This window comes from Geobacter sp. SVR (genome assembly GCF_016865365.1).
In the GTDB taxonomy this organism is placed as follows: domain Bacteria; phylum Desulfobacterota; class Desulfuromonadia; order Geobacterales; family Pseudopelobacteraceae; genus Pelotalea.
The window spans coordinates 633,191-646,351 of sequence record NZ_AP024469.1 but is presented as its reverse complement, the minus strand read 5'-3'; the positions used below and the strand labels follow the sequence as shown (position 1 = coordinate 646,351).

11 protein-coding genes are annotated in these 13,161 nt (G+C 60.1%); 8 read left to right on the top strand and 3 right to left on the bottom strand.

The genetic code is table 11. The features are described 5' to 3' along the window. The first annotated feature begins 89 nt into the window (after positions 1–89). From GSVR_RS03070 to GSVR_RS03035, 8 genes are all read left to right on the top strand, one after another. Positions 90–2,705: a molybdopterin-dependent oxidoreductase gene (locus GSVR_RS03070; RefSeq protein WP_173198250.1), complete on the top strand. Its 2,616-nt coding sequence runs from the start codon at positions 90–92 to the stop codon at positions 2,703–2,705. 200 nt (positions 2,706–2,905) lie between these two features. After that, entirely contained in the window at positions 2,906–4,597 is a 1,692-nt protein-coding gene (locus tag GSVR_RS03065) for a radical SAM protein (protein WP_173198252.1), read from the top strand. Positions 4,598–4,658: 61 nt separating this feature from the next. Further along, on the top strand, positions 4,659–4,841 hold the full coding sequence (locus GSVR_RS03060) for a hypothetical protein (RefSeq protein ID WP_173198254.1): 183 nt from the start codon (positions 4,659–4,661) through the stop codon (positions 4,839–4,841). Between the two features lie 49 nt (positions 4,842–4,890). Further along, on the top strand, positions 4,891–6,870 hold the full coding sequence (locus tag GSVR_RS03055; RefSeq protein WP_173198256.1) for a SpoIIE family protein phosphatase: 1,980 nt from the start codon (positions 4,891–4,893) through the stop codon (positions 6,868–6,870). Positions 6,871–6,916: 46 nt separating this feature from the next. Beyond that, complete coding sequence (locus GSVR_RS03050; protein ID WP_173198258.1) at positions 6,917–7,444, top strand: SiaB family protein kinase; 528 nt, start codon at positions 6,917–6,919, stop codon at positions 7,442–7,444. Between the two features lie 13 nt (positions 7,445–7,457). Further along, entirely contained in the window at positions 7,458–7,835 is a 378-nt protein-coding gene (locus GSVR_RS03045) for a DUF1987 domain-containing protein (RefSeq protein WP_173198260.1), read from the top strand. Positions 7,836–7,840: 5 nt separating this feature from the next. Then, positions 7,841–8,620, top strand: coding sequence for a diguanylate cyclase (locus GSVR_RS03040; RefSeq protein WP_173198262.1), 780 nt, complete (start codon positions 7,841–7,843; stop codon positions 8,618–8,620). Between the two features lie 9 nt (positions 8,621–8,629). Further along, a complete protein-coding gene (locus GSVR_RS03035; RefSeq protein ID WP_173198264.1) occupies positions 8,630–9,439 on the top strand; it encodes a sensor histidine kinase in 810 nt (269 codons plus the stop codon). Positions 9,440–9,721: 282 nt separating this feature from the next. Here GSVR_RS03035 and ftsZ read toward each other — a convergent pair whose 3' ends face one another. The 3 genes from ftsZ to GSVR_RS03020 form a co-directional block, all read right to left on the bottom strand. Beyond that, positions 9,722–10,897, bottom strand: a complete 1,176-nt coding sequence (ftsZ, locus tag GSVR_RS03030) for a cell division protein FtsZ (protein ID WP_173198266.1) — start codon at positions 10,895–10,897, stop codon at positions 9,722–9,724. Positions 10,898–11,066: 169 nt separating this feature from the next. Further along, entirely contained in the window at positions 11,067–12,305 is a 1,239-nt protein-coding gene (gene ftsA / locus GSVR_RS03025) for a cell division protein FtsA (RefSeq protein ID WP_173198268.1), read from the bottom strand. Then, positions 12,283–13,158: a cell division protein FtsQ/DivIB gene (locus GSVR_RS03020; RefSeq protein ID WP_173198270.1), complete on the bottom strand. Its 876-nt coding sequence runs from the start codon at positions 13,156–13,158 to the stop codon at positions 12,283–12,285. Before GSVR_RS03020 ends, ftsA begins: the two co-directional genes overlap by 23 nt. Positions 13,159–13,161 lie beyond the last annotated feature (3 nt).

Genomic DNA, 13,161 nt, shown 5'->3' with positions numbered 1-13,161 from the left:
TAGTCCCTCGACAGCCTTGCCAGGACGAAAAAATCTCGCTCCTGAACAGAATTCAAAAATTAATCTGAAGCAGATGGAGATATGACAGGATGGCACACGCACCCACTGAAACAAAGGCAACGGCGACACTGACCATCGACGGGAAGCAAGTGACGGTACCCGCCGGAACCACCATTCTGGAGGCGGCCAGCAGCCTTGGTATCGAGATCCACACGCTCTGCTGGCTGAAAAAGGTTTCCACCACCGGCGCCTGCCGCATCTGCGTGGTCGAGATCGAAGGGGTGGCCCTGCCGCAGACCGCCTGCAACACCCCGGTCAAGGAGGGCATCAACGTCACGACCTCCACTCCCAGACTGGAGCAGCTCCGCAAGAAGACCATGGAGCTGATGCTCGTCAACCATCCTCTGGACTGCCCGGTCTGCGATGCCGGGGGCGAATGCGACCTGCAGGACACCTGCTACAAGCTGAAGGTGGACCGGAACGAATACGGCGCCAACCCGGATTCGACGCCGATCCGCTACGACTGGCCGCTGATCGAGAACTGCACTACCCGCTGCATCCTGTGCGAGAAATGCACCAAGGTCTGCCACGAGATCGTAGGGGCCGATGCGATCCAGATCAAGTCCTGCGGCGACCGGACCCTGATCGATACGCCCGATGGCGGTCCGCTGGACTGCGATTTCTGCGGCAACTGCATCAATGCATGCCCCACCGGTACGCTCCTGAGCAAGCCCTTCAAGTTCCGCGGCCGCCCCTGGGCCTTCAGCGTGACCCCCAGCATCTGCGGCTTCTGCTCGTCCGGCTGCCAGATCGACTACCACACCAAGGATGGCCGTGTCGAGCGGGTCACCAGTTCCGATACCGGCTTCAACAAGGGCAACCTCTGCATCAACGGACGCTTCGGTTACGCTGCCTTCAACTCCCCCGCCAGACTGGGGGCGTCGCTGCTGAAGGACGCCTCCGGCAACCAGCAGACCGCTTCCTGGGACCAGGCACTGGGCACGGCAGCCGCCAAGCTGAAAGAGATCGTCGCCGCCAGCGGCGGATCGGCGGTGGCCGGCATCGGCTCTCCCCGCGCGACCAACGAGGAGAACTATCTGTTCCAGAAGTTCCTGCGGGGAGCAGTCGGCACCAACAACATCGATTCCGAGGCCCGTCTGGGATATTTCCCGGCGCAGGTGATCCAGTGGGAAATGCTGGGCTACAGCGGCGGAACCAAGGCAATGGACGCCATCGAGCAGGCCACGGCTGTGATCGTGATCGGCGCCGACCTGAAGGGGGAATCCCCCGGTTTCGCCTATCGGGTAATCCAGGCTGCCACAAAGAACGATGCCGCCCTGGTCCTGGCCAACAGCCGCGCCACGTCCATGAACAAATTCGCCAACGCTTTCCTCCAGTACCATCCCGGCAGCGAAGCCTGGTTTGCAGCAGGTCTGTGCAAGGCGATCCTGGCAGAAGGACTGGAGAACACCACCTTTGTGGCCCAGGAAGCGTCCGGACTGGACAGCCTGAAAGCATCGCTCGATGCCCTCACCTTCGCCCAGATCGAATCGGCTACCGGCATCGATGAGGCGGCCCTGCGCGAGGCAGCCCGTTATGCAGTCAAGGGGGGCCGCGCCGCCGTCATCTACGGAGCCGAGGTCATGCGCTCCGCCGACAGCGGCACTGCCGTCCAGGCCGTGATCGATCTGGCCGTGCTGACCGGCGCGGTAGGCACTGCCGGTGCGGGCATCTTCCCGCTTGACGAAAAGAACAATACCCAGGGCATGCTCGACATGGGGATCTGCCCGGAATTCCTGCCCGGCTACCTTACTTACGCCAATGCGGCCGCGAAATTCGGCGCCGCCTGGAACTGCAGCATACCTGTCACCCCCGGCAAGGATCTCTTCCAGATCTTCGAGGGCATTGAACGGGGCGAAATCAAGGCATTGTACGTTATGGGCAGCGATCCGCTGCAGGTCATGCCGGACCGGAACCGTGTCCTGAAAGCGCTGCAGAAACTGGATCTGCTCATCGTCCAGGACCTGTTCCCGACCGAGACCGTCCGCCTGGCGCATGTTGTGCTGCCTGCCGCCACTGCGGCGGAAAAGAGCGGCTCCTTCACCACCGTCGATAATCGCGTGCAGTGCTTCTTGCGTGCCTTGGCTCCCTCCGGCCCGGCCCGCACCGATGCCGATATTCTCACCAAGCTGCATCGTTTGGTTGCGCCGGTGACCACCATTACCGCGCCGGATGCCGAATCGGTCCTGAACGAGATCGACGCCCTCACCGGCCTGTACAGCGGTACCTGTGATCACGGCGCCTGCCGGATCGGCCGCACCAAGAGCCGGGTCGAATTCGGGGAGAAGAAGGCCGCCCTACGGTCGCTCACCCCTGCAGCACTGGCCGAGTCCAAGGGCTTCACCCTTTCGCTCGGTCCGGTTCTGTACCACAACGGTACTCTGACGACCCGGTCAGAAAACAACCTCACCGTTGCCCCGGAAGCCTACGTCGAAATCTGCTCCGCCGACGCAGCCAAGGCCGGCATTGCCTGCGGCGACACCGTCACGCTCGTCTCGGCCCTGGGCAGCTGCACCCTCAAGGCGCGTATTTCCTCCGACGTGCAACCGGGTCTGCTGTTTGCCCCCGCTCACTTCCGTGAGCCCGGCCTGAACCAGCTCATCTCCGCCGGCCGAACTGCCAGCGTCACACTGCAGAAAGCCTGATCCCCACCTGACAACCGTGCCCGAAGCGCCGCCCCCATGCGGCGCTTTTTTTATTGGATCACTATGATCCGCTTTGAAAAATCGATGTCTGCTGCTAGAGTGTTGCCGATACGATGTCATGTTGAGGACCCGTATGCACTCCAATCCCCGCACACCGCTGCAGATTTTCACGCCACGGAAGCGGTTCCCGGCACCTTCAGATGAGTTTTGACCGCAAACAAAAGCTTAAAGTCCTCCTGGCGGGGGAACTCAATCTCTGCCGCCATGGCCGGGAACGGGGGGGACAACTGAGCGTATGCCTGGTTTCGCCGGGCCGCTACCAGACCGGCATGAGCAGCCTCGGTTTCCAGACAGTCTATTCCCTGCTGGCATCCTCCCCTGGCATCCTCTGTGAACGCGCCTTTCTGCCGGAGCGCAGCGAACTCGAAGAGAACAGCCGCCGGGGCCAGCCGCTGCTTTCGCTGGAGACCCAACGCCCCCTCTCGGACTTCGATGTGATCGCCTTTTCGACCTCATTCGAACCCGATTACGTCAACATTCCCCTGATGCTTTCTGCAGCCCGCATTCCGATTTGGTCCCACGAGCGGAGCGCGTCACATCCTCTGGTCATTGCCGGAGGGGCGGCATTTTTTATCAATCCCGAACCGGTGGCCGATTTTCTGGATGTGATCTGCATCGGCGAAGGTGAGGTGCTGGTGCCCGAGCTGACAGCCGAGCTGATGACACGGGCTTCGGGAGACCGTCAGGCATTGCTTGAGAGGCTGGCGCTCCTGCCGGGATTCTATGTTCCCCGCTTTCATCATCCCCGGTACGAGGCCGATCGTCTGACCGGTTACGATACCGACGCGGGGATACCGGCTCAGGTCAGGCGCGTGTGCGCGGTGCCGGAACAGCATCCACCGGCGCGCTCGGTGATCCTGACCGATAATACCGAGTTCGGCGGCATGTTCCTGATCGAAGTCAGCCGGGGATGCCCGCGCGGCTGCCGTTTCTGCACCTCGGGATTCGTCTACGGCCCTTTCCGGCAGCAGCCTTTCGATCATCTGGCAGCGGCGGTGGAAGACGGCCTGACTTATCGCGGCAAGATCGGCCTGGTCGGGGCGGCGGTGTCGGATCACCGGGATATCGGCAAGCTGTGCCGGCTTATCGTCGACAGGGGGGGCAAGGTTTCGGTCTCCTCGCTGCGCATCGACCGGCTCGATCCGGACATGATCGATGCGCTGACGGCCAGCGGTCACAAGACAATCTCCCTGGCGCCGGAAGGTGGTTCCCAGCGCCTGCGCGACCTGATCCGCAAGAATCTGACCGAGCAGCAGATTCTGGATGCCTGCGAAATGCTGATCAGCCGCGACATCCTCAACCTGAAGCTGTATTTCATTATCGGGTTGCCTACCGAAACCGAACAGGATCTGGAGGAACTGATCCGGCTGACCCTGGCCATCCGTGAACGCGTTGTAGAGCGGGCCCGCATCAACCGGAGGCTGGGCGACATCACCCTGTCGGTCAACCCTTTCATCCCCAAGCCCTTCACCCCCTTGCAGTGGTGCGGCATGGAGCCGCTCCCCTCGCTGGATCGCAAGGTCAAGCTGCTGGAATCGCGCCTGCGCGGAGTTGCCAACGTCCATCTCAAGGTCGAGAGTCTCAAGGGCTGCTATCTCCAGGCGCTCCTGTCGCGGGGTGACCGCCGCTGCGCGCCTCTGCTGGCTGAGATGGCCGCCGGTGCGAATCTGAAGAAGGCCGCCAGATCATGCGGCATGGATACCGACACCCGGGTGTACCGGACGATCCCGCTGGACGAGGCGCTGCCTTGGGGGCTCCTGGGGAGCGCCGATCCGGATCACCTGAAGGATGAGTACCGTCGGGCGTTTCCTTCGAATTCCGAGGACCGGTGACGCCGGGCTCGATCTTTTAATGCCACGTACTATCCCCATAAGGGATTGAGAGGTTCATACGATGAAGAAAATCTGCGGCATCTGTTCGCGATCATTCGATGCTGCCGCCGAGCGGTCCGAGGACGCCAAGGCGGGAGAATGGCTGGCCGAGGAGGTCTGGCAGGACGCCGGCACCCTCTGCCCCACCTGCCTCGAAATCCGGACAAAACTGGTCATGATGTACTGCCATGAGTACAACACCTGAAACCGTGACGGGATTTGAAGATCCGTGACGGACGGGGGAGGACAGCGGCATGAGAATACGTCGGCTCAAAACCAAATTCATCATCATCGTTGTCGCCGTCTCGGTGGCGGTGGGAATTGCCACCCTCACCGCCTTTTACACCTCCACCAGCGGCATCATCGCTGAATTTGCCCGGCGCTTCGCGGTCAAGGAGGCGCTCCTGGAAAAGAACCGGATCATTTCGGTGATCGACCGGGAGGTGGTGCTGGCCCAAAAGATGGCGGATGATGCGGCCCTGAAAGAGTGGGCCCTGGCGGAACACGATCCCGTAAAAAAGGGGCGGGCCTTCACCGAATTGGAGAGCTACCGCACCCTTTTTCGGGACAGGAGCTGTTTCATAGCCCTGGCTTCCTCGGGGAACTATTATATCAATACCAGAGGAGCCGATCGGCAGGGGCAGCCGCTCATGACGCTCGATCCTGCCAAACCCGATGACAAATGGTTTTATGATGGGCTGCGCATGATTGACAGCTATGCCTTGAACCTGGACTACAATACGACCCTGCGTGAGACCAGAGTCTGGCTCAATGCCGTCATGAAGGACAAAAACGGGAAAAAGATCGGGCTCTGCGGCGGCGGCATCACGCTCACCGACTTTCTTGACGAAATTGTCCATACCAAGGAAAAGGGACTCGCCGCCATCCTGATCGACCGGTCCGGCGTGATCCAGGCGCATCAGGACCGCAGCATCGTCGAGCGTAACGCAACTGAAAGGGACAGCACCAAAAAGACCACCATCTTCAGCCTGATGGCTGATCCCTCGCAGCAGGAGTTGCTGCGATCGGCACTGGCCTCCCTTGCCGCCGGCAAAAGCGAGGTGGAGGCCTTTCCGGCCCGCCTGGCCGGCAGGAATCACCTCGTCGCCGTCTCGTTCATGCCGGGGGTAGGCTGGTTCAACGTCGTCCTGGTGGACACCGCCAGTGTCATGAGCGTGCGGGAGTTCCTTCCGATCATTGCCATCATGCTGATCTCGTTGCTGCTGGTGATCGTAACGATCGCCATCCTGATGAACCGGATGGTGCTGACCCCACTGACCAGGCTCACGGACGCCTCCCGCGCGGTGGCCGACGGACGCTACGACGTCACCCTGGAGGTGGTGAAGGAGGACGAGATCGGGGAACTGACCGGTACCTTCAATGCCATGACCAGAACCATCCTCGATTACACCAACAACCTCGAGGTAATGGTGCGGGAGCGCACCGAAGAACTGGCGGCAGCGAACCGCATGCTGGAAGCATCGCAGCAGCGGATCACCGAGAGCATCCGCTACGCCCGCATGATCCAGTCTTCCATTCTGCCCGACAGCCGATTGCTGGAGGACTGCCTGGGGCGGCATTTCATTCTGTTTCGCCCCAAAGAGATGGTAGGGGGGGATTTTTACTACCTGCGCACTTTCCCCGACCACTTCCTGACAGCAGTCATCGATTGTACCGGCCACGGCGTGCCCGGCGCCTTCATGACCATGACGGTAAATGCAGTGCTGAACCATGTGGTCGACATGATCTGCTCCGACGATCCTGCCCGGATTCTTGCGGAGCTGCACCGGGTTCTCCGAAAGACCCTCAACCTGCGTCAGGTGGATGTGGGCCTCGACATAGCACTCTGCCTGGTGGATCGGCAGGGGGGCCGCCTGGTCTTCGCCGGGGCGGGGCTTTCCCTGTACATCGTATCACGCGGGGAGATACGCGAGGTCAAAGGCGACCACCGTCGGGTCGGCTATCGAAGTTCCCGCAGCGATTTTGCCTACACCAATCACGAACTGCTTGTATCCGCAGGAGACTCATGCTACCTCTGCAGCGATGGCCTTCTCGATCAGGCCGGCGGCCGCAAGGGTTTCGGCTTCGGCTCCGACCGGTTCCGCACGATGCTGGGCGCGTACGGACAGGCCGACATGCAGGCACAGGCGGCCATCTTCGAACGGTTGCTCAATGATTACCGGGGAGAATACCCGCAGCGGGACGATATGACGTTGATCGGTTTCCAGTATTGAAGAACAGCGATCCGTGCCGGACAAGACACCAGCAAGGAGGGAAGTAATGGACCTTTTCAAACTCAGGGACGAATTCTCGCAGGATGGCATCATTCTGTGTTTCAACGGCCCCTTTTCCCACAGCATCATCGAAGAAATCGGCACCGCCATCAGAAACCATCTGTCGGCCGAAAACAGCCCCCCCATGGCGGTGCAGGATGTATTCGCCATCTACATCGAGATGTCACAGAACGCCCGTAACTACCTTTTCAGAAGGAACATGACCTGCGAGTCCGGCTCGGCCACCATCCTGATTGCCCGCCAGGACGATGCCTATGTCGTCACCTCCGGCAACGTGATCCTCAACGAGGATGTCGACGACCTGCGCCTGCGGATCGACCACATCAACGCCCTGGACCGGGACGGGCTGAAAAAGCTCATCCGGCAGCAACTGCGGGCCGAAGTCGCGCCCGGAGCCCTGGGGGCCGGAATCGGCCTGATGGAAATGGCCAAGAGATCCAGCGGCAGGCTGGAGTACTCTCTGCGCGACATCGACGGGCAACACACTTTTTTTACCCTGAAAGCACTGGTTTAGGAGGACCCGCCAGATGACAACGCTCGACATACCCCAATCACTGTCAACGCCGGGGGTTTCTTTTGATCCCGCCACCCGGCGGTTATGCATCACCGGAGAATCCTATCCGGAAAACTCGTTCGAGTTCTATGCCCCGGTCACCGGCTGGTTGCAGGAATATCTTACCGGACAGAACGAGCTTCTCCTGGACATCAACGTCAGCTACATGAACAGCAGCAGCACCAAGTGCATGCTCGACCTGCTCGACCTGCTGGAAGAGGCACACTCCAAGGGCAGCGGAATCTCCATAGATTGGCGCTACGACCCTGAAAATCCTCGCTCGCGCGATCTGGCGGAAGAGTTCCAGGAAGAGGTCACCCTGCCCTTCTCCATCATTGCCTGCGAGGAATAAACGCCATGCCTCACCGGAAGAGCAGACATACGGACAGCAGTATCCCGTTCAGGACTGAGCCTGCACAACGCCCCCCGTCCGTCAAACGTATGTGGCAGGGCAACTACGAAGCCCTCAAAGGGATGCAGGCCCTGCTCCAGCAGTGCATTGCCGATTGCAATCCGCTCGCACCCGATCTGGAGCGGATTGTGGCAAGCTATGACAAGCTTTTGCGGCGCTTCGACAAGGTTCTCTCCATCGGCGACAGCTATCAGTCCCAGATGATGGAGCTCAAGTCCCGTCTGGAGATGATGGCACGCACTGATCTGCTTACCGGGCTGGGCAGTCGCTGGGATGTCATGGAGCGGCTCCAGGCTGAGCAGAGCCGTTCGGAACGTCACGGCAAGGAATTTTCGATACTGATTGCGGATCTGGATAACTTCAAGAAGATCAACGATACCCACGGCCACCTGGCAGGGGACCGGCTTCTCAAGTCGGTGGCCGCCACCCTGCGTACCTGCCTGCGCTGCGAAGACATCTGCGGGCGCTGGGGAGGCGAGGAATTCCTGATCGTTCTTCCCGAGACCGGCCTGCAGGAGGCGCATCAGGTGGCTCGCAAACTGCTGGAGGGGGTACGCAGGCATCAGGTGCCATGGGAGGGCTCCCATATCGGCGTCACCATGAGCATCGGGGTGGGAGTCTTCAAACCGGGAATGAGTATTGACGGGTGCATCAAACTGGTGGATGAGGCGCTCTGCACAGCCAAAAACCGGGGACGCGACCGCATCGTCGCGGCTGCGGACTAGACGCACCCCATGGCATCGGACAGAATCAACATCGAGGAGGTCGTCCTGGCACGCCTCGGCCAAGTGCTTGCCGCCCCTGACCGGCCAACCCTTGACCTGAAAGCCGAGTACGCCTCCCTGGCCGACGATTACCGCTCACTCATGCGCAAATTCAACAAAACACTGGCGATCAGCGATCGCTATCAGGCCCAGTTGCAGGAGTTGAATAACCGCATCCAGGGCTTGGTCCGGGAAGAGGAGCGCTCCCGACTGTATCGTGACCTGCACGACGGGGCGGGACAGTCCCTGTACGCCATCTCGCTGCATCTGCAGTTGCTGGCCAACGGGGGGGCCGGCGATCCGAAACACTTGGCCGCACAGCTGGCCCGGGAGGTTGCCGATGTGGCGGCTGAACTGCGGGACATTGCCCAACAGCTTCGCCCCTCCTATTTGAACGAGCTCACGCTGGACCAGGCTGTTGCCGAACGCTGCGAACTGCTTGCCAGGCGGGGCGTGCCGATCGAGGTGGCCTGCGCCGGCGACTTCGCATCACTTTCCCATGAGGTCAGCGACAACCTTTACCGCATCGCCCAGGAAGGGGTGGCCAACGCTGCCCGCCATGCCCACGCCGGGCTTATCTCCGTCGAATTGACCCATCAGGACGGTGTTCTGCGCCTTTGCGTTGCCGATAACGGCCGCGGCCTGCGGGGGCCGCTGCAGGAGCAGACCGGCATGGGACTGCGCATCATGCGGGAACGCGCCGATCAAATCGGAGCGACGCTTACCGTCTCCTCTTCCCCATCAGGGACAAGCGTTTCCGTCACGCTGGAAACGGCCTGAAGCACGAGAACGCCCACTCACGGCCACTATCCAACTTGAAAAGCTCTGCCACAGAGATCGCAGACCCCCATCAAGCTGTTATCCCTTTATCCTCCTCACCGCTTCGTGATTAAAAATGGACTGTCCCTCGGCGTTCTCAAAGAATCTCTATGGCTGTCTGCAGTTTTGGATTTACTCCCCGTTACTTAAACATAAAAAAGCCCGGTTCTCCAGGAGGGGGAAAGGTTGGAGAACCGGGCAAACGCGAGGCGGTTTGAACCGCCTCTGCACAAAATGTTGAAATCAGTCGACCGACTTCCTCAGAAACGTGGGGATGTCGTACTGATCCTCGTCCTCCTCGGAGTAGGAGGCAAAGCTGACAGGGCGCACGCGGACGGCGTTCTCGGTCTGCTGACGGTCGCGCTTGAAAGTGGGGATGTCCAACAGGTTCTTGGCCGGAGAGGGTTTTTCAGCGATCGGCAGCGTACTTGCACGGTACTCGCGCCCCTTTTCCGTATCGAAACGATCCCCGAAACCGGTGGCGATCACGGTGACCTTGATGGTCTCGCCCAGGTTGTCGTCCCTGACGACGCCGATCTTGATGTTGGCCTCGGCATGTACCTTCTCGTGCACGATCCGGTTGACGGTATTGTAGTCGTCCATGGTCATGGATTCCGAACCGGTGATATTGACCAGCACACCTTTGGCGCCGGAGATATCGTTGTCCTCCAGCAGCGGGCTGGAAATGGCGCTGTTGACGGCATCGGCAGCACGGTTGTCACCGGTGCCGGTGCCGATGCCCATCATGGCCATGCCGCGCACGCTCATGACGGTCTTCACGTCGGCGAAGTCCAGGTTCATCATGCCGGTGGAGGTGATCAGCTCGGAAATACCCTGGACAGCCTGGCGCAGGACATCATCGGAGGGTTTGAAGGCGTCGAACAGGGACATGTTTTTGCTGGCCATGCTGATGAGACGATCATTGGGGATGATGATCAACGAATCGACATGCTTCTTGAGGTCGGCAATGCCGCGCTCGGCCTGTTCGGTCCGGGCCTTGCCCTCATAGGTGAATGGCTTGGTGACGACTCCCACGGTCAGGGCGCCGGACTCGCGGGCCACTTCGGCGATGACCGGCGCAGCGCCGGTACCGGTACCGCCACCCATGCCGGCGGCGATGAAAACCAGGTCCGATCCTTTCAACGATTCGAGCAGATACTCACGATCTTCCAGCGCTGCGTCCTTGCCCACCTCGGGTTTGGAACCGGCACCGAGCCCCTTGGTGAGCTCGCGGCCGAGCTGGATCTTGACCGGCGCTTTGGAGATGCGCAGCGACTGGGCATCAGTATTGGCAACGATGAAATCGACTTTGTGTATGCTGCCGGCGATCATGGTGTTGACTGCGTTACCGCCGCCGCCTCCCACCCCGATCACCTTTATGATGGCGCCCTGCTCTATCGTCTCATCGAATTCGAACATCTGTTTCCCCCTTTCGGCATTGGCGGTGTTTCATTTCCAAGGGTGAACTGTAACTGCATTTCCTTCAAGAATCAAAGGAAAATTTCAGAAAAATACGGCCCTTCAAAATGTTTTTTAAAGTTTTATTTAATAAATATTCAACAAGCTTATGACATGACTGAACGGTGTGTCAGAAAAACTCACTGAACCACCCTTTCATCCGTCCAAAGACCGAACCGAACAGGTTGCTTTCGGACTTTGTGGTAGGAAATTCACGGGCACCGGAGTTGCGGCTGCCGTAGACAACCAGGCCGACGCCGGTGGCGTAGACCGGGGAGTTGACTACATCGATCAGGCCGCCGATACGCTGCGGCACCCCCCGCCGGACTGGCAGGTTGAAGATCTGTTCCGCCAGTTCGGGCATTCCCTCCAGGATACTGGAGCCGCCGGTAATGACCACCCCCGAGGCAATGGAGTCTTCCAGGCCGGACTTTACGATTTCGCGGTTCACCAGGGTGAAGATCTCCTCCACCCGCGGACCGAGGATTTCGCACAGCACGTTGCGGGAAAGCTCACGCGGTTTGCGCCCACCTACGCTTGGCACTTCCACCTTGTCCTCCTTGCCCACCAGCGAGGAGAGACAGCAGCCGTACTTCTGCTTGATCTTCTCCGCCTCTGCCATGGGGGTGCGCAGACCGACCGCGATATCGTTGGTCAGGTGATTTCCCCCCAGGGAGAGCACCGAGGTGTACTTGATGGCCCCCTCGGAGAAAATGGCGATATCGGTGGTGCCGCCGCCGATGTCCACCAGGCAGACCCCCAGCTCCTTCTCGTCGGCCGAAAGCACCGCCTCGGAGGAGGACAGCTGCTCCAGAACGATATCGGCCACATCCAGTCCGGCCCGGTTGCAGGACTTGACGATGTTCTGGGCACTGGCCACCGCACCGGTGACGATATGGACCTTGGCCTCCAGCCGCACGCCGCTCATACCGAGCGGTTCGCGGATGCCGTCCTGCTCGTCGATGATGAACTCCTGGGGCAGGATGTGGATAACCTCCCGATCCATCGGAATGGCGATGGCTTTGGCGGCATCGATCACGCGGCGCACATCCTCCTGGGAGACCTCGCGATTCTTGATGGCAATCACGCCCTGCGAATTGGTCCCCTTGATGTGGCCTCCGGCAATACCGGCGTAGACCGACTTGATCTCGCAGCCGGCCATCAGCTCGGCCTCGTCGATCGCCTTGCGGATGGCACCCACCGTGCTTTCGATATTGATGACCACCCCCTTGCGCAAGCCGCTGGAGGGGCTGGTGCCGATGCCGACGATATCGATACCGTCCTCGGTAACATTGCCGACGATGGCACAGATCTTGGTGGTACCAATATCCAGGCCGACTATCAGATTATCCTTTTTTATTGCTGACATGCCCCCCCCCGTTGTCAGGAATGGTGTTTTGTGCTTTTTTGACGATGATCTTGTCGTTGTAATCAAGGTCGATGTAGTGGAGTGTCGGGCGCTGAGCCATCAGATCCCGATAGATGCGGGAGAATCGATCGACCTTGGCGCCGAAATCGCCTGAGCCGACTTTGACCGGAAGTGCGCCGGAAGCGGTAAACAGGGTAAAACCAAAGCCCTTATCGTAATGAATCTCTGACACATCTGCAAGGAGAAACGCCCCTTTTTGGCGCAAAACGTCCAGCAGTTCGCAGGTGGCCTGCAGAGCCTTCCTGGCGCCGTTCGGATCGCTGGTCATATCCTCTTCGGTGAACCCGGTTACGACCGGATAATTCAACTGGTCCCCCTGATTGAGTACCTTGAAGACGATGCCCTTTTTATCGAGATAGTAAATGAAGCCCATGTTGACCACTGCCACCGGCTCGCGCTCGGTGATCGAGATCGACAGCCCGTCCGGGAAATAGCGGTGGATGCGGACCGTTTCCACCCAAGGGTTCTGGGTCAGCTGTTCACCCATCCGCTTCAGGTTCATGTGCAGCAGGTCGCGCCCCGGCTCCACTCCGGCAATGGACAGGATCTCCTCTCTGGTCAGATGCTTGGCCGTGGAAACGTCAATGTTCTTCACGCGGAACAGTGCGATCTTGCCCAGCGTACGGCACCCGATCACCGCCACGACACAGGCCAGGGCCAGGCCCGCCAGGCCTGAGGCCACCTTGATCAGTGGCCGCAGGTATTTGCCCCAGTTGATCGGCGTGCGCTGCACCTTGACCCGGTTGACAGCGACCTTTTTGCGCTGATATTTCGAGGAGGAGAAGTCTCGCAAGCG

Excerpts from the sequence above, each read along its gene's own strand:
- GSVR_RS03065 (WP_173198252.1), top strand. The coding sequence starts at position 2,906 with ATGAGTTTTGACCGCAAACAAAAGCTTAAAGTCCTCCTGGCGGGGGAA.
- GSVR_RS03040 (WP_173198262.1), top strand. The coding sequence starts at position 7,841 with ATGCCTCACCGGAAGAGCAGACATACGGACAGCAGTATCCCGTTCAGG.
- ftsZ (WP_173198266.1), bottom strand. The coding sequence starts at position 10,897 with ATGTTCGAATTCGATGAGACGATAGAGCAGGGCGCCATCATAAAGGTG.
- ftsA (WP_173198268.1), bottom strand. The coding sequence starts at position 12,305 with ATGTCAGCAATAAAAAAGGATAATCTGATAGTCGGCCTGGATATTGGT.
- GSVR_RS03070 (WP_173198250.1), top strand. The coding sequence starts at position 90 with ATGGCACACGCACCCACTGAAACAAAGGCAACGGCGACACTGACCATC.
- GSVR_RS03035 (WP_173198264.1), top strand. The coding sequence starts at position 8,630 with ATGGCATCGGACAGAATCAACATCGAGGAGGTCGTCCTGGCACGCCTC.
- GSVR_RS03060 (WP_173198254.1), top strand. The coding sequence starts at position 4,659 with ATGAAGAAAATCTGCGGCATCTGTTCGCGATCATTCGATGCTGCCGCC.
- GSVR_RS03050 (WP_173198258.1), top strand. The coding sequence starts at position 6,917 with ATGGACCTTTTCAAACTCAGGGACGAATTCTCGCAGGATGGCATCATT.
- GSVR_RS03055 (WP_173198256.1), top strand. The coding sequence starts at position 4,891 with ATGAGAATACGTCGGCTCAAAACCAAATTCATCATCATCGTTGTCGCC.
- GSVR_RS03045 (WP_173198260.1), top strand. The coding sequence starts at position 7,458 with ATGACAACGCTCGACATACCCCAATCACTGTCAACGCCGGGGGTTTCT.